This window comes from Pseudomonas sp. MF06569 (assembly GCF_059862735.1).
This window is the reverse complement of the sequence record NZ_JCBCUZ010000005.1, coordinates 109,980-126,909: the sequence shown is the minus strand read 5'-3', so window position 1 is coordinate 126,909 and position 16,930 is coordinate 109,980. Positions and strand designations below refer to the sequence as shown.

Below are 16,930 nucleotides of genomic sequence, written 5' to 3'. Positions count from 1 at the left end.
CTGCCGCAGGCTGCGTTGGGGACCGCAGGGTTTTCAAAAAAACGGGTTGCTTCGCAACCCTTCGCAGCCTGCGGCAGCGACTACAGGTTATTTTTTGCCAATAAACCTATAAGAAACCGGAGAACCCTATGTCGTTAAGCGTGTTCGACCTGTTCAAGATTGGCATCGGCCCTTCCAGTTCCCATACCGTCGGCCCCATGCGCGCAGCTGCGCGTTTTGTCGAAGGTCTGCGCCGTGATGAGCTGTTGCAACACACCGCCTGCGTAAAAGTTGAACTCTACGGCTCCCTTGGCGCCACCGGCAAAGGACACGGCAGCGACAAGGCCGTGTTGCTGGGGCTTGAAGGCGAGCACCCGGACACCGTCAACACCGATACCGTGGCCGAACGTCTGGCTGCCATTCGCAACAGCGGGCGCTTGAACCTGCTGGGCGAACACCCCATCGATTTCAACGAAAAATCCCACTTGGCGATGATTCGCAAACCCCTGCCCTACCATCCCAACGGCATGATTTTCAGGGCGCTGGATGCCGCCGGCATCCAGATCCGCAGCCGCGAGTATTACTCGGTCGGTGGCGGCTTTGTGGTGGATGAAGGCGCCGCGGGCGCTGACCGTATCGTCGAAGACAGCACCCCGCTGCAATACCCCTTCAAGACCGCCAAGGATTTATTGCGCCATTGCGTCACTCATGACCTGTCGATCAGTGAAGTGATGATGGCCAACGAAAGCGCCTGGCGCCCCGAGGCCGAGACCCGCGCCGGCTTGCTGAATATCTGGCAAGTGATGCAGGACTGCGTGAGTGCGGGTTGCCGCAACGAAGGCATTTTGCCCGGTGGGCTGAAGGTCAAGCGACGGGCCGCTGCACTGCACCGTCAACTGTGCAGCAACCCCGAGGCCGCCTTGCGCGATGCGCTGTCGGTACTGGACTGGGTCAACCTGTACGCACTGGCCGTCAATGAAGAAAACGCCAATGGCGGACGCGTGGTCACCGCCCCCACCAACGGCGCGGCCGGGATCATTCCTGCCGTGTTGCATTACTACATGCGCTTTATCGGCGGAGCCAACGAAGACGGGGTGGTGCGCTTTCTGCTGACTGCCGCCGCCATCGGCATTTTGTACAAGGAGAACGCCTCGATCTCGGGCGCCGAAGTCGGCTGTCAGGGCGAGGTCGGCGTGGCCTGCTCAATGGCTGCAGGCGCGCTGTGTGAAGTGTTGGGCGGCACCGTGCAGCAAGTCGAGAACGCAGCTGAAATCGGCATGGAGCACAACCTCGGCCTGACCTGCGACCCGATTGGCGGCCTGGTGCAAGTGCCGTGTATCGAGCGCAACGCGATGGGTTCGGTCAAGGCGATCAACGCCGTACGCATGGCCCTGCGTGGCGACGGCCAACACTTTGTGTCCCTGGACAAAGTTATCCGCACCATGCGCCAGACCGGCGCCGACATGAAAAGCAAATACAAGGAGACCGCTCGCGGCGGTCTGGCTGTAAACATTATTGAGTGCTGATTTTCAAGGAGTCTGGAATGTCCACCGAACAACTGCTTAAAACCCCGCTGCACGCACTGCACCTTGAACTCGGTGCCCGCATGGTGCCATTTGCCGGCTACGACATGCCCGTGCAGTACCCGCTCGGCGTGATGAAAGAGCACCAGCACACCCGTGAACAAGCCGGGTTGTTTGATGTCTCCCACATGGGCCAGATTCGCCTGACCGGCGCTGATGCAGCCAGGGCACTGGAAGCCCTGGTACCGGTCGATATCATCGATCTGCCAGCAGGCATGCAGCGCTATGCCATGTTCACCAACGAACAGGGCGGCATCCTCGATGACCTGATGGTTGCCAACCTGGGTAATGACGAGCTGTTCCTGGTGGTTAACGCCGCCTGCAAGGATCAGGACCTGGCCCATCTGCGCAAGCACTTGAGCGCCCACTGCCAGATCCAGCCGCTGTTTGAAGAGCGCGCCCTCCTCGCCCTGCAAGGCCCGGCAGCCGTCAACGTGCTGCAACGCCTGGCACCGGAAGTGGCAAAAATGACCTTCATGCAATTTGCCCCGGTGACGTTACTAGGCGCTGACTGCTACGTCAGCCGCTCGGGTTATACCGGCGAAGACGGCTTTGAGATCTCAGTCCCTGCTGATCGCGCCGAAGAGCTGGCTCGTCGCCTGCTGGCTGAGCCAGAAGTGCAGGCAATCGGCCTGGGCGCTCGGGACTCCCTGCGTCTGGAAGCGGGCCTGTGCCTGTACGGCCACGACATGAACGACACCACCACGCCGATTGAAGCCAGCCTGCTCTGGGCCATCTCCAAGGCCCGCCGTGCAGACGGCCCTCGTGCCGGTGGCTTCCCGGGCGCCGAAACCATCTTCGCGCAGCAGCAGAACGGTGTTGCCCGCAAGCGCGTGGGCTTGTTGCCACAAGAACGTACACCGGTGCGTGAAGGCGCTGAAATTGTCGATGCCGACGGCACGGTGATTGGCACCGTTTGCAGCGGCGGCTTTGGCCCGACTCTGGGCTCGCCTCTGGCAATGGGTTATCTGGATATCGCGTTCACGCCAGTGGACACTGAAGTCTGGGCGATCGTGCGAGGCAAACGCGTACCGATGAAAGTGTCGAAAATGCCGTTTGTCGCGCAACGTTATTACAGAGGTTAAGCCCTCACTCTAGCGCGTTGCATGTTCCTGATACTTTCAGGGCATGCAACTGCTAAAACCGCCTTTAACTTTCGATAGCGAACACACTGTTTTAAACACGAAAACAATTGAACCCGCCTATGATTAACCTTCACTTATAACTTCATCGCCTATGTTAATAACCCGGTTTACGGGGTTATTCGAGGGGCTTGTTTTTTCAATTCCAGTTTCGTAGAGTTTGCCCACTGTGTTTGCATGGGTCGCTGGAATCGTGACCTGGGCAGTAGCTCTAAGTTTGCTACACCCGTTCTGCGTCTCTTACTTTCCTGCAACCCAGCACCAGTACTCTTTCATGTGAAAGAGGCTGTCATTAATTGTTAGCGTCAAGGAATTAAGAAATGTCCCAACGTCAGAGCGGTACCGTCAAGTGGTTTAACGACGAGAAAGGATTTGGCTTTATCACCCCGGAAAGCGGTCCGGACCTGTTCGTGCACTTCCGTGCCATTCAGGGCAACGGCTTCAAAAGCCTGAAAGAAGGCCAGAAAGTGACCTTCATCTCGGTTCAAGGCCAAAAAGGCCTGCAGGCTGACGAAGTTCAAGCCGAAGGCTGATCTCGTACACAAAAGCCTCTGATGGTGACATCAGAGGCTTTTTTATGGCTGTAATTCCGTAAGATGGCGTTTTTCCTTCACGAGACCCTGCCATGTCGAAACAACCACTTAGACCCCAAGGCGATTTTCCCGCCGTTGGCCTGGGGCGCCGCCTGGCAGCCATGTTTTATGACTTTCTGCTGTGTACCGCCTTGCTGATCGTCACCACCTTTATCTACAAGCTGATCATGATGAGCTTTATCGGCGAAGCCAAAATGAGGGCGCTGTCAGAAGCCGGCGCTCTGGATGGCGACCCGCTGCTCTCAACCATCCTGTTCTTTGTCCTGTTCGGTTTTTTTGCCAAGTTCTGGACTCACTCCGGGCAAACCCTGGGCATGCAGGTCTGGGGCATACGCGTACAGAACGCGGACGGCACGGCCATCAGCCTGTGGCAGGCCTTGCTGCGCTTTATCGTCTCTATCGGCTCATGGCTGTGTCTGGGGCTGGGGTTCATCTGGTCGGTATTCGACAAGCAAAACCGCACCTGGCATGACATGTATTCCAACACTCAGTTGGTACGGATCCCCAAGCCAAAGAAATAAAAAAAGCCCGTATCTCTCGATACGAGCTTTTTTGTTACTGCGTTGCATCTCATGACTCTGTAGGAGCGGGCTGCTTGAAGATCCGAAGGATCTTCAAGCAAGGGTTGCTGCGCAACCCATCGCAGCCTTCGGCAGCGACTACAGAGACTTACTCCGCCAGCTTGAAGGTAATGAAGCTGGCGCGACCCTGGCGCAGAACCCGCATCGACACTGAACGATTCTTCGGCAATGCCTTGGCAATTTCAGTGAACTCCTTGCCGTTGGTAATCGCCTGATTGTTCAGATGAGTAATCACGTCGCCTGGTTGCAGGCCGATCAAGGCAGCAGGACCGTCCTGAACGTCAGTGATGATCACACCGCCCTTGATGTCGTTGGCTTTCTTCTGCTCTTCGCTCAGGTCCGCCACGGACACACCCAGACGGTTGCTGCTTTGTTCGGCACCGGTGCCCGAAGCAATGTCTTTCGCGTCATCGGGGATGGCACCGACAGTCAGGTCCAGGTTTTTGCGCTTGCCGTCACGAATCACTTCAAGCGTTGCTTTGCTGCCGGCCTTGAGTGCGCCAACCAGATGCGGCAAATCTGCCGACATGACGATCGGCTGACCATTCATGCTCAGAATCACGTCGCCGACTTGCAGACCGCCTTTGGCAGCCGGACCGTTATCCAGTACCTGGGCTACCAGGGCACCGGCAGGTTTTTCCAGACCGAAGGACTCGGCCAGGTCCTTGTTGACCTCTTGAATCACCACGCCCAACCAGCCACGGCTAACCTTGCCGCCAGCCTTGAGCTGGTTGGCAACGTCCATCGCCACATCGATAGGGATTGCGAAGGACACGCCCATGAAGCCACCGGAGCGGGTGTAGATTTGCGAGTTGATACCCACCACTTCGCCCGCCAGGTTGAACAGCGGACCACCCGAGTTGCCCGGGTTGATCGGCACGTCTGTCTGGATGAACGGTACGTAGCTTTCATTCGGAAGGCTGCGACCGATGGCGCTGATAATGCCTTGGGTCACGGTGTGGTCAAACCCGAACGGTGAACCGATGGCAACCACCCACTGACCCGCCTTCAGATCCTGGGACTTGCCCAGCTTCAAGACAGGCAGGTTTTTGCCTTCGATTTTCAGCAACGCAACGTCGGAACGTGGATCCGTCCCCACCAGCTTGGCTTTCATTTCACTGCGATCAGACAAGCGCACGATGATTTCATCGGCGTCCGCCACCACGTGGTTGTTGGTCAGGATGAAGCCATCCGGCGAGATGATGAAGCCCGACCCAAGGGACTGGGCTTCGCGCTGGCGACCACCTTTGCCACTTGGCGGCAGGCTGCGCTCAAAGAAGTCACGCAGGCCAGGCGGCAAGCCTTCCAGGTCTGGCATTTGCCCCATGCTTGAGACCCGGCGCTCCGGCAGCTTTTGCGTGGTGCTGATATTCACTACCGCTGGCGAGGCTTGCTCGACCAATTGGGTGAAGTCAGGTAACTGCGCTTCTGCCATGACTGGCACTGCCTGCCCGAGCATCAGCACGGCTGCAAAAATAGGTAAATACGATTTCAATCGAGGCATCGACATACAGCTCCCGTTAGTAACTGCAGAGTTAAGCGACAGGCACCAAAAAACAAGACCAAAGCATAGACCGTTTTTTAGGCCCCGGAAAACAAACAAGGCCAGAGCCCGCTAGGGCCCTGACCTTCATAAAAAGACAATAAAATGGCAAATCAAAATGTGTCACCCGCCATGTCGGAGCAACCCTATGGTTTGGCCTGCGTATCGTCTTTACCGACACGCATCGAGAGCGCAATACGCTCTGCGGTCCCCAAAGGAATTTCACCGACCACAGTGGCCATCATGTCTCCCTCGGGAGTACTCAGGTGCCGAGTAACCGCAGCTGTAGGCCCCAGTTGGACACGGGCATCGGGAACGGCAGCGCCCTGCAAAGGTTCGAGAAACACAGAGAAGCGCGTCAAGCCATCGTCATACAAAAGACTGGTGACTTCAGACTTGGTCCGGGGATCACGATGCACTGTGCTGCTGACCTGCTCGAAACCGGGCGGCAGCCAGTCGGAGTGCCAGACATGAGCCGTGTCAGCGACAGGTGCTGCAGTATCAGCCACCGTAACCGGGCGGCATTTTCCTGCAGGCGTCAGCTGGTTGTCATCAGGGGGCGTCGTCACCAGGGTTGTAAACTGGTAACGTTCAAGCAACTGGCCCTTGTCATTAAGCAACAACGACTTGAGAGGCAAACCGGTTTCACGATCCAGGTACAACTCAAACCCATAACGGTGCTGGTCGCGAGGGGCGAGTGAGATCACCACCACCGGTCGACCTGCAACCCTGGAGTCACCCTGCTTTGTGACGGAGTACCAGTCATTGAGCTTCTGGGCATCGAACTGTCTTGCCGGGACGGCAGTGACATCTCCCAACGCCGAGGCCAACTTGCCAGTGACACATTCAGTGCGCCCATCCGTACGAATGACCTCTTGAGCAGAGCCATCCAACTGCATCAAACGTTCGCGAACTTTCCCATCCTGCACACGGTGCCAGATGCTATGGGTAGAAAAACTACCGTTACGCTCGTAAACGAAAGTGCCTTGATAGCTGTGCTGTTGCTCGGCCTGCCCAAGACGTTTGAGCCAGTCCTGGGCTTCATCGGCGTGGGCCGGTACTGCAAACCAGCCACTCAGCAGAAGAGGTAGCAAAGGTAGGACGCGCATATTGGTCCTTAACGGTTTTCAAGGCTCGCGGCACGAGCATACGGCAGCGGGCTTTCAGCCCCTTTCAACGCGGCTTGCTGTGCGTGCTGACGCAGGTAGCCTGGCAAGCGCTGATCCTGCCAGCCTGGCTGGCCTTGCAGAACACCGTTGGCCATGGGGCCTGTAGCCTTGTCGGAGCTTTCGCTGTAGTTGGCCAGTACCGCCGGGCCTTTAGCCATCGGCGCACTCAGGCTCTGCACAGCGTTCTGCTGAGCCAGCTGATTACCGACGATGTCATCCTGGTTGTACAGCCTTACACCCGCCAGAACAGCGACGGTAACCGAAGCGGCTACGGCCAGACGACCGATGCTGCGCCACGGGCCACGTACGACCTTGACCGGGGTTTGCTCTTCGGCCAGCGCGGCCGAAACGGCAGATGCGATGTCCAGGCGCGGAATCAACAGGTCCTTGTGCATCACAGCACGGGCCACCTGATAACGGGACCAGGTGTCACGGGTTTGTGTGTCGTCAAAGGCATTCAATACCCGACGTAGTTCCAGTTCGTCCGCTTCGTTATCCATCACTGCGGACAGCGATTCCTGCAGGGCTTCACGACTCATGGCGGTTCCTCTCTTGGCTGTCGCCGCTGTCTCAGTTTTCCTGCAACAACGGCTGCAGGGCTTTATCAATGGCTTCCCGAGCGCGGAAAATCCGGGAGCGCACGGTACCCACCGGACACTGCATGACGCTCGCAATGTCCTCATAACTCAGACCATCAAATTCACGTAAAGTTAACGCCGTACGCAAATCTTCTGGCAGTAACTGAATAGTGCGATGAACGGTGCTTTCGATCTCGTCACGGAGCAAAGCGCGCTCCGGCGACTCGAGATCCTTGAGACCATGATCACCATCGTAAAACTCGGCATCTTCCGAGCTCACATCACTATCCGGCGGACGTCGCCCCCGTGACACCAGGTAATTTTTCGCCGTATTGATGGCGATGCGATACAGCCATGTATAAAAGGCGCTGTCACCGCGAAAATTACCGAGTGCCCGGTAAGCCTTGATAAAGGCTTCCTGGGCTACGTCCTGGGCTTCATGGGTGTCGTGCACAAAACGCACGATCAACCCGAGAATTTTGTGCTGATACTTCAACACGAGCAGATCGAATGCGCGCTTATCGCCACGCTGTACGCGCTCGACCAGCTGCTGATCCTCTTCCTGGGCTAGCATGAATACTCCTCATAAGACCGGGAGGAAGATTGCTTTGCTAAATGATCAGGCTTGCAAACATAGACTCGGGCTTTACACAAAAGTTCTCTCCCCCCTGGCAAGTTTCCTGCGTGCTCGGATTTGGCACACACGAAAACGCAGCTCGGGCCTGGCCGGCTGCGTCAATAATCTTGTCGTCACATTCCGCTGTCAGGTCGAAACACAGACCCCGCATCAATCTGGACGCCGTACCCCTGCATCAAGGGCAGCCCTTAATGGAACCCCGGACCGTACGAAAAGTTCAATATCTTCGTACGCCACCGATGGCACCACATCAGCGCAACAGACCTGGCGTTACCACCAGCCCTGATCCCCCTTGCAGATTTTTTGTGCAAATCAACATGCAGACCCATCGAGTCTGAGGCACACTTTGCGCCCGCTGTAATTTCACAATGCCATAAAGGCCCGGCCATTGTGCCGATCCCCCCCTCTATATACTAGTGGGCGCTTTTTTGCGGATGTCAGAAGAATGAGCCAACATTTTCAACATGATGTGCTGGTGATTGGCAGCGGCGCTGCCGGCTTGAGCCTTGCGCTCACGCTACCCAGCCATATGCGTATTGCGGTCCTCAGCAAAGGCGATCTGGCCAATGGTTCGACGTTCTGGGCACAGGGCGGCGTAGCCGCAGTACTGGATGACACCGACACGGTGCAGTCTCACGTCGAAGACACCCTCAATGCTGGCGGCGGGTTATGTCATGAAGACGCTGTGCGCTTTACCGTCGAGCACAGCCGCGAAGCCATCCAGTGGCTGATCGATCAAGGCGTCCCCTTCACCCGTGATGACACCGTCGACCCCGAGCAGCCCGGCTTTGAGTTTCACCTCACCCGTGAAGGCGGCCACAGCCACCGGCGCATCATCCATGCGGCGGATGCCACGGGTGCCGCCATTTTCAAGACGTTGCTCGAACAGGCGCGCCAGCGACCCAATATCGAACTGCTCGAACAGCGCGTCGCCGTTGATCTGATTACCGAGCGTCGACTGGGCCTGGAAGGCGATCGCTGCCTGGGGGCCTATGTACTGGATCGCGCCACGGGCGAGGTCGACACCTTTGGCTCGCGCTTCACGATTCTGGCCACGGGTGGCGCGGCCAAGGTGTATCTGTACACCAGCAACCCGGACGGCGCCTGCGGTGACGGCATCGCCATGGCCTGGCGCTCGGGGTGCCGCGTGGCAAACCTGGAGTTCAACCAGTTCCACCCTACCTGCCTGTATCACCCGCAGGCCAAAAGCTTTCTGATCACCGAAGCGCTGCGGGGCGAAGGCGCACACTTGAAGCTGCCCAACGGCGAGCGGTTCATGCAGCGCTTCGACTCCCGGGGTGAACTGGCTCCACGGGATGTCGTCGCACGCGCCATCGACCATGAAATGAAGCGCCTTGGCATCGACTGCGTGTACCTGGACATCAGCCATGAGCCCGAAGCATTTATCAAGGCCCACTTCCCGACTGTCTATGAGCGCTGCCTGACATTCGGCATCGACATCACCAAACAGGCCATCCCGGTGGTGCCTGCGGCGCATTACACCTGCGGCGGAGTGATGGTCGACGAACATGGCCACACGGACTTACCAGGCTTGTACGCCATTGGCGAAACCAGTTTCACCGGTCTGCACGGCGCCAACCGAATGGCCAGCAACTCACTGCTGGAGTGCTTTGTATACGCCAAGTCGGCGGCGGCCGACATTCTCGCCCAACTCCCTGAAATCGCTGCGCCCGCAGCCCTGCCAAGCTGGGATGCAAGCCAGGTTACCGACTCTGACGAAGATGTGATCATCGCCCACAACTGGGATGAACTGCGGCGCTTCATGTGGGACTACGTAGGCATCGTGCGCACCAACAAGCGCCTGCAACGCGCCCAACACCGGGTGCGCCTGCTGCTGGACGAAATTGACGAGTTCTACAGCAACTACAAAGTCAGCCGCGACCTGATCGAACTGCGCAACCTGGCACAAGTCGCCGAATTGATGATCTGCAGCGCCATGGAGCGTAAAGAATCACGCGGCCTGCATTACACCCTGGACTATCCAGAGATGCTGGCGCAGGCGAAGGATACGATCCTGACCCCGACCCGGTGAGGCACGTCAGGTACGAGAACGCGGCACCGCTCGAGACAGCGTTGCTGCGTTTTTTTTTCACGGTGAACAACAGTCCCACCTGCAGCCAGGACAAGCGCGCCAGAGCGCAACCAGTCTGGCAACGCCCTCTCAAGCAGCATCCTGAATTAGCGACAGTTCCGGCAAGAACTAGGATACGTCCTACATATTTAACATCTAAACATTGCTAGCTTTTTCGGTTTTAGCTTTCCACGCGCACTACGGGCCAATCGTTCGCCCGCTCAGTGCCTGTGGTCCGCGCCATATGACTGAAAAAGGAACACTGGATGTTCAACCCACGCCCTCAAACCCGTTTCAACCTGACCGCAAGCGTCTTCAAGCACCCTTCCTTCACCCACCAAAAATCCTTTAGCGCGCCCTCTTGTTTTGATCTGGAACGGGTCACCGAACGTGCTGATCTGAATATCGAAAGCCTGCAACCTCAAGTCCTTGAAAAGGGCCTCTCCAGCAAAAAAGGTGTTTGCCTGATTGAAGGAGCCGCAGCATGACCCAGATTGCGGCGCAACAATGGATGGCCGAGCAACGCCACCTCGGGCGCTCTGTATGTTTGATTCTGGACTCACTGGACGAACTCACCGCCCGTAACGGCCTGTTGAACAACAGGGCACCTGAGCTGTATTGCAGCATTTACCGCGAAACGTCGGCTGCCGATATGGCAGACAATGGGCCTTTTCTGTTTCTTATCGACAACCCTGAAGACAAGCACTTGAGCGAGTTGCTCAAAGCGCCTGAAAGGAACTGGGGCTGGCTTGCCAGTGTTGCACCTGAGGCAGGGCTACAGGCGCTGGTCAAACATTGGCGCGACCGCATGATTTTCGGCGTCCGGCCCCATCGAGGGATTTATCGTTTCCATGACAACCGGGTGCTGGCCCGCGCACTGCAGCACTTAACCACTGCAACGGTTGCGGGGTATTTAGGGCCCGCTATCAGCGTCTGCTACTGGCAAGGGGAGCACTGGGAAACACTCGGCAACCCGGCACCGGGTAACCATCCAGTTCCTGAAAGCCCTGTCTGGAATGACTTTCCCATGGAGGCCGATCAGCGCGCTAGCACGCGCGAGGCCAATGCCCACCGTTACCTGCTGGCCAGGCATCTTGAAGCCTATGCCCGAATTGCCGAACAACAAGACCCGGAACTATGGCTCAGTACTCTATTGGCCCAGGCCAACACCTGGGGTTGGCAGGCGTCTGAGCAGTTGGAGTTTTTGCTCGTTCAGCGTTTAAAGACTACCACTGACCCACTTGCACAGCGCTGGGAGGCGCGCCCTGGTGAAAGTCCTGATGCTCATTTCCAGCGAGTTTTTCAGGAAGTGCAGTTTTGGCAAGGCGATGGCCCTTTATGAAAGCAATGATTAAAGCGCTGTTCCTGGGGACCTGCGCACTATCAACGACTGGATGTTTTGCTGACAAGTCAGACAGTTTTATTTTTACGGCTGATCTGCCTCCAAGTTTTGCTTATTACGCAGTGGCCAAGTACGCGCCCGCCAAGGGAGAAACTTGTACCGTCACCCTTGATGACAATCCATACCTCGGTTTCAACAGAGAGTGGCGAACAGCATACAAACCAGAATCTAAAATACCGATTTACCGCACAGTCAAAGGCTGCCGACTGGCCATCTATAAAATTGACCTGGAAATCAATGCCACTTATGGAGCTGACTATGGAAACTTCAGCGGAGATACAACCGCAGTCGTTATCAGGGAGGAACTGAAAATTCAATACAAAGGAACTTTTGATACTAATGGAGAAAGCACCATAAAGGGTCATTGCCAATGGTTGTTTCGGACAGTAGGCCCCAAGCGATATATAAGAAAACTCCTCGACTGCAAAAAAATTGACGATAAAGGTTTGGTGACTAAAGGACGACCCGTAGGGGCTTACACCCTGGATCAACTACCGGGGAAAACTGTGAAGCTGAAGATCACGTTGGACAAAGAGGAAAGACCCGGCTGGGGAGATACATGGTTCAAGGTCCCCAATGGCTGGAAACGCTGTATTGGGGAAGGCCTCGAAGATCAGCGAGGTTACTGTGATGGAAATCATAAGGACTTCAGCAGCTTTTTGATGCCTGACGGGCGTAGCTGCACTATTTATCCTGGCTGCACTGAATAAGGAAACTAAAAAATGACCACTTTTGATGAAGAGGTGAAACACCCTCTGAACAGTCGCATGTTCGCCTGCCCTGCCCAAGGAAATTGGACCAGCTTCAAGTTTGTTGATGAATTAGGTGAGGGACTGTCTTATGCGGGGCTGAACTACAGCGTTATTGATTCAGAAGGCCAATTATATAAAGGCACCTTGGACCGCTCAGGTGCAGGAAAAGTAGACAACCATTTTTCTGGCCCAATTTCCATAACTCTTGCACAGAATTATACCGACAAGGCCCTACCCTATAAGGACTTAATACAACGGGACCACTACCCTCTCCCCATAACAGAGCTGCAAGTTCGTGCCGAACAAACCCGTTACTTTCATAACGACGGCTCACGCACTCAAAGTAACCCCGCCCAAGCCAGTGCAGATTTTTTCTGCCAAGTTGAAGTTCGCCATCTGGTTAAACACGTCGCACATTTACCGCCCGAGGTTGAAGCTCACTATCCGCCCAATAAACACTGGGCCAAGCTGATGCGCGAGCATGGCAAACAAGGCGTCTGCCTACTTCCAAATAAACATAACGTACTGGAAGTGCGCCCTTTACGGGCCCTGCGCCCGATGCTCTCCACCGACTCGCAGTTCTGTGCGCTGAATCTGTATCAGCTCGCCCTTATGGCTACCTTGAGCTACAACCCGTTTGGTCAGCAGCCTGAGAAGCCGCCCATCAGAGAGAAGACTGTAAGTTTCCCTGTACAGCCGAGCATGGGTAACTGGTTTGGCGACGCTCTGGCCAGGTTTGATGAAATTTGGAAAGTAGACCCTGGGCAAACCAGTGCCTACTACCCGTTATACGAAGACGTTCCGTATTCAAAGCGCCTTGAAATCGCACCCTTCGACCCCGACCTGTACCCGGCTAATAGCCCGGATTTAGGTGAGGAGCAAGAAACCCCTGCCAAGATTCATTTTCTGGATGACCGCGGCCAGAAAAATGATACCGACACCCAAGCCTTTATCACCCATAACGACGAGTTGGTGCTGATTTCTGTGCGTGGTACCAGTGAATTACTCGCAGATGCGCTTCGAGACGCCGATGCTTTCCAAACCCCTTTTGGAAAAGAAGGCCTGGGCAAGGTCCACCGTGGGTTCTATGACGCTGCGCTGAAAGTCTATGAGCTTTCGATCAAGTACCTCGACAAGTTCCATACCGGACAGAAGCTGATCATTTGCGGCCATAGCCTGGGTGGGGCAATTTCCTTACTGCTCTCGGAGATGCTGCGGCGCCAGAAAGAATATGAAGTTGACATCGTGCTGTACACCTACGGCGCCCCAAGAGCAGCAGACAGCACTTTTGTAAAAAGCGCTGCCGATCTGGTGCATTACCGCATGGTCAACCATAACGACCCGGTACCCAGCGTGCCGGCACCCTGGATGAACACCAAGCCCAGGGTGTACCTCCCGGGAGCGGCACTCACTTTCTTTAACGCGCCTCTGGGCATCGCAGGCTTTGTCGCGGGCATTGCCAACTTGACCGGCGAGCCTTACGAGCATCACGGCACCTTGCAACACTTTATGCCGGTAGCGTTCGGCGCAAACAAAATGTCCTCGATTATGTGGGAACCCGGCTGCGACACCATTACCGAGCATGCGGCCTGTACTCTGGCCATTCATCAGAACAATGGGCTACCTGAAAGGTCGGGGTTCATTTCCCAGATTTTTGACGCGGACAACCATTCAATGGTCGGCGGCTATATCCCCGGTTGCTGGGCTGCCCTGCGGCGTTGGCAAGAAGCCCTGAAACTCAAGCGCTCTCTGGTGACCTATGATGAGTTCGAGCACATCAGAATTGCTCTGGCAACAATCACGGAACAACTGCGCTCCAAGCGCCGCATGCTCAGCGACTCTCCTACCCCCTACAACCGGGCCATCGAACTGACCATCGATGCGCTCAATCGTGAGATCGACAAGGTACACATGACCTTCGAGCGCTTGAAACGCCTGCAGCAAAGCACAATCAACGAGGCCCGTGTTTACGGCGCGTTTTCAACACAGCCCGACCTGCTGTCAGAGTGCCTGTTGCGCTGGGATGCTCATCCGGAAAACAAGGTCCCGGAACAACTGGCCATGGCCCCCACCGCAGACGCCAATCATGAACGGTTGGGCTTGCTCCACGGACGCGTCATTGGTACGCCCTTTACCGTCAGTATTGATTCACTGTTCTAGGCCCTGGGCACTATTCGGGTGCCAGCCACCTACGCCGACTGAACTTCAGTCGCACGCGCAAGCGTCGGTGCTGATCCGGCGCCAGCGCATCTGCCGGGATGCACACCGCCCGCACCCGCCACTCATCGCGTACACGAAAGCGCACGATCACGACCCAGGGCAGCGCCAGGCTGTCACGGCGCAACTGCACGGCCTGCCAGCCCTTGTCACGACTCCATAACTGCCAGCCATCGGCATCATGGCGCAATCGGGTTACGGCACTGGCGTGGGTCAGTCGAATATGCCGTGGCAGCGCCCAAACCCCATGGGCCAGGCACAACAAAGCGCCAAGCACACGTGCCCAGACAGGTATTGAAAGAAGGCAGATTGAGATCAGCGCCAGGGCCTGGGCTGCAAGATAAGCCGCCAGCAATTGCCCGCAGGCATGCCAGCGGCATTCAAAATAATTACTTGGGCTGGACACGATCCAGAATCATGCGAACCATGCGCTGCAGCTCAGGGTCTTCAGACTCGGCGCGCTCCATGAACCAGCCAAACATGTCCTGGTCTTCACATTCCAGCAGCTTGCGATAGCATTCGCGGTCCACGTCGTTAAGGGTGGCATACACCTCCTTGACGAAAGGCACCAGCAGCACGTCCAGTTCAAGCATGCCGCGACGGCTGTGCCAGTAGAGACGATTGAGTTCAACATCTTCGACCATGGAGCGCTCCTCAAATAGAGCGCAAGTATACAGGCCGATCCGTCATAGAACAGTCGGCTTTGGTCGGCCCCTGGAACTACCCATTTGCAGGGCACACCTCTATGATGTGTCCCAGACATTTTTTACCTGCGATGACCCATGGCCGACTCTGCTTTTTTCTGCACTCTGAACCACGAAGGCATTCTTGCTGTGATCGGCAACGACGCCAGCAAGTTTCTGCAAGGCCAGTTGACCTGCAACCTCAACTACCTGAGTGAAACCCGCTCGAGCCTGGGGGCCCGCTGCACGCAAAAAGGCCGCATGCAGTCCAGTTTTCGCATCGTGCTGCAGGACAACGGCTGTCTGCTGGCGATGGCTCGCGAGCTGGTTGAACCCCAGTTGGCAGACCTGAAAAAATACGCGGTGTTTTCCAAATCCAAATTGACCGACGACAGCGCCAACTGGGTTCGCTTTGGCCTGTACCAGGCGGACGCGGTACTGCAAAGCCTGGGCCTGAACCTGCCTGCCGAAACCGACAGCGTTGCTCGTGCCAGCGATTTGATCGCCATTCGCGCCTCCGAAGACCGTGCTGAGCTATGGGCTCCTGTGGAGCAGACCGAAAGCCTGGTCCAGCACTTGAAAACGCAACTGGTTGAGGCCGATCTCAATGAATGGTTGCTGGGCCAGGTACGCGCAGGCATTGGCCAGGTCATGCCCCAGACCCGCGAACTGTTTATTCCGCAGATGATCAACCTGCAAGCCGTGGGCGGTGTCAGCTTCAAAAAAGGTTGCTATACCGGCCAGGAAATCGTCGCCCGCATGCAATACCTGGGCAAGCTCAAACGCCATCTTTACCGTTTGTCGCTGGAGGCGGGTCATGATGTCCCGGCGCCCGGCACCCCTCTGTTCTCCCCTACCCACACCAGCTCCGTAGGCGAAGTGGTGCTTGGGGCCAAAGCAGAGAACGGGATCGAGTTGCTGGCCGTCCTGACCTCCGATGCCGCGCAAGCGGGGGATATTCACGTGGGCGACTTGCAAGGCCCTGGCCTTTCGCTGCTTGAGCTGCCGTATCAACTGGACCGTGATCGTGAGATCCAGCGTTGATTGCCACACATCGAAATACCCCCTAGAGAAATGAGCATGCTGGCGCGCAGAGTCCAAATGGACTTGATCAAGGCCATTGATAGAGATGATCTGGTTTTACCAACGCTGCCTGAAGTGGCGTTGAACATCCGCAAGGCAGCTGAAAACCCTGAAATCAGCGTCAGCCACTTGAGCAAGGTCATCGGTCGCGACACCGCGCTGTCCGCACGCCTGATCAAAGTGGTCAACAGCCCGATGCTGCGTGCCACCCGGGAGGTCACTGACCTGCACACCGCGATCACGCGCCTGGGAGTCAACTACAGCAGCAATCTGGCGATCGGGCTGGTCATGGAGCAAATCTTCCATGCCCGCTCGGAAGTCGTTGAGCAAAAAATGCGCGATGTATGGCGTCAAAGCCTGGAGGTGGCAGGGATTTGCTACACCCTGTGCCGCCGCCATACCTCGCTCAAGCCCGACCAGGCGGCACTGGGTGGCCTGGTGCATCAAATCGGCGTGCTGCCCATCCTGACCTACGCCGAAGAGAACAACGAACTGCTCTCCGACCCGATTTCACTCAATCACGTCATTGAAAGCATTCACCCGCTGATTGGCGACAAATTGCTGGCGGGGTGGGAGTTCCCGGAAATGCTGTTAAAGGTTCCGGGCCAGTATCAGGACTTTTCTCGCGAATCCAAAAACATCGACTACATCGACCTTGTTCAAATCGCGACCGTGTTCATGCAACAGGACATCGACAAGCTGAACGCCCTGCCCGCCTTCAAGCACCTGGGGCTGGATGCAGGCGATGCAAAATTTGAACAGCAGCTCAATGACGCACGCGGAATGTTTATCTAGGCCAGCAGCTGGCTTTGTGGGAGCGGGCTTGCTCGCGATGGCATCAGCGCAGTCTTTCAGTCAAACCGGGTCGCCTGGATCGCAGGCAAACCGGCTCCCAC

17 protein-coding genes are annotated in these 16,930 nt (G+C 56.5%); 11 read left to right on the top strand and 6 right to left on the bottom strand.

The window, feature by feature from the left end:
- Window positions 1–128: 128 nt before the first annotated feature.
- The 4 genes from AC19YQ_RS07430 to AC19YQ_RS07415 all read left to right on the top strand — a co-directional run bounded on the left by AC19YQ_RS07430 (window position 129) and on the right by AC19YQ_RS07415 (window position 3,818).
- Window positions 129–1,505 (top strand): L-serine ammonia-lyase, encoded by a 1,377-nt coding sequence (locus tag AC19YQ_RS07430; RefSeq protein ID WP_133077670.1) that lies wholly within the window; start codon window positions 129–131, stop codon window positions 1,503–1,505.
- Window positions 1,506–1,522: 17 nt separating this feature from the next.
- Window positions 1,523–2,647, top strand: coding sequence for a glycine cleavage system aminomethyltransferase GcvT (gene gcvT / locus AC19YQ_RS07425; protein WP_326397470.1), 1,125 nt, complete (start codon window positions 1,523–1,525; stop codon window positions 2,645–2,647).
- A gap of 377 nt (window positions 2,648–3,024) precedes the next feature.
- Window positions 3,025–3,237 (top strand): cold-shock protein, encoded by a 213-nt coding sequence (locus AC19YQ_RS07420; RefSeq protein WP_019822293.1) that lies wholly within the window; start codon window positions 3,025–3,027, stop codon window positions 3,235–3,237.
- A 92-nt stretch (window positions 3,238–3,329) separates the two neighbouring features.
- Entirely contained in the window at window positions 3,330–3,818 is a 489-nt protein-coding gene (locus AC19YQ_RS07415) for an RDD family protein (protein ID WP_133077672.1), read from the top strand.
- 148 nt (window positions 3,819–3,966) lie between these two features.
- Here the strand turns inward: AC19YQ_RS07415 and AC19YQ_RS07410 are convergent, their stop codons facing one another.
- The 4 genes from AC19YQ_RS07410 to rpoE form a co-directional block, all read right to left on the bottom strand.
- The gene (locus AC19YQ_RS07410) at window positions 3,967–5,388 is read right to left on the bottom strand and encodes a DegQ family serine endoprotease (protein WP_133077673.1); all 1,422 of its coding nucleotides are present in this window, start codon (window positions 5,386–5,388) and stop codon (window positions 3,967–3,969) included.
- 179 nt (window positions 5,389–5,567) lie between these two features.
- Entirely contained in the window at window positions 5,568–6,530 is a 963-nt protein-coding gene (locus AC19YQ_RS07405; protein WP_219262917.1) for a MucB/RseB C-terminal domain-containing protein, read from the bottom strand.
- An 8-nt stretch (window positions 6,531–6,538) separates the two neighbouring features.
- Window positions 6,539–7,129 (bottom strand): sigma-E factor negative regulatory protein, encoded by a 591-nt coding sequence (locus AC19YQ_RS07400; RefSeq protein WP_133077675.1) that lies wholly within the window; start codon window positions 7,127–7,129, stop codon window positions 6,539–6,541.
- A gap of 31 nt (window positions 7,130–7,160) precedes the next feature.
- Window positions 7,161–7,742 (bottom strand): RNA polymerase sigma factor RpoE/AlgU, encoded by a 582-nt coding sequence (gene rpoE / locus AC19YQ_RS07395; RefSeq protein WP_048359852.1) that lies wholly within the window; start codon window positions 7,740–7,742, stop codon window positions 7,161–7,163.
- A gap of 508 nt (window positions 7,743–8,250) precedes the next feature.
- Here rpoE and nadB point away from each other — a divergent pair.
- From nadB to AC19YQ_RS07370, 5 genes are all read left to right on the top strand, one after another.
- Window positions 8,251–9,858, top strand: coding sequence for an L-aspartate oxidase (gene nadB, locus AC19YQ_RS07390; RefSeq protein WP_500594861.1), 1,608 nt, complete (start codon window positions 8,251–8,253; stop codon window positions 9,856–9,858).
- Between the two features lie 305 nt (window positions 9,859–10,163).
- Entirely contained in the window at window positions 10,164–10,385 is a 222-nt protein-coding gene (locus tag AC19YQ_RS07385) for a hypothetical protein (RefSeq protein WP_338648684.1), read from the top strand.
- A complete protein-coding gene (locus tag AC19YQ_RS07380; RefSeq protein ID WP_326397467.1) occupies window positions 10,382–11,239 on the top strand; it encodes a DUF4123 domain-containing protein in 858 nt (285 codons plus the stop codon). Before AC19YQ_RS07385 ends, AC19YQ_RS07380 begins: the two co-directional genes overlap by 4 nt.
- A complete protein-coding gene (locus AC19YQ_RS07375) occupies window positions 11,236–12,009 on the top strand; it encodes a hypothetical protein (protein ID WP_442800265.1) in 774 nt (257 codons plus the stop codon). The genes AC19YQ_RS07380 and AC19YQ_RS07375 overlap by 4 nt, the downstream gene beginning before the upstream one ends.
- Before the next feature lie 12 nt (window positions 12,010–12,021).
- Entirely contained in the window at window positions 12,022–14,211 is a 2,190-nt protein-coding gene (locus AC19YQ_RS07370) for a lipase family protein (RefSeq protein ID WP_326397466.1), read from the top strand.
- Between the two features lie 10 nt (window positions 14,212–14,221).
- Here the strand turns inward: AC19YQ_RS07370 and AC19YQ_RS07365 are convergent, their stop codons facing one another.
- On the bottom strand, window positions 14,222–14,674 hold the full coding sequence (locus AC19YQ_RS07365; protein WP_326397465.1) for a protein YgfX: 453 nt from the start codon (window positions 14,672–14,674) through the stop codon (window positions 14,222–14,224).
- Window positions 14,658–14,912 carry an FAD assembly factor SdhE gene (locus AC19YQ_RS07360; protein WP_003440597.1) on the bottom strand — a complete coding sequence of 85 codons (255 nt, stop codon included), beginning with the start codon at window positions 14,910–14,912 and terminating at the stop codon, window positions 14,658–14,660. Before AC19YQ_RS07360 ends, AC19YQ_RS07365 begins: the two co-directional genes overlap by 17 nt.
- 138 nt (window positions 14,913–15,050) lie before the next feature.
- Between AC19YQ_RS07360 and ygfZ the strand changes: the two genes are divergently transcribed.
- Window positions 15,051–15,995: a CAF17-like 4Fe-4S cluster assembly/insertion protein YgfZ gene (ygfZ, locus tag AC19YQ_RS07355; RefSeq protein ID WP_133077682.1), complete on the top strand. Its 945-nt coding sequence runs from the start codon at window positions 15,051–15,053 to the stop codon at window positions 15,993–15,995.
- A 30-nt stretch (window positions 15,996–16,025) separates the two neighbouring features.
- Window positions 16,026–16,829 (top strand): HDOD domain-containing protein, encoded by an 804-nt coding sequence (locus AC19YQ_RS07350; RefSeq protein WP_133077683.1) that lies wholly within the window; start codon window positions 16,026–16,028, stop codon window positions 16,827–16,829.
- Window positions 16,830–16,930: the final 101 nt, after the last annotated feature.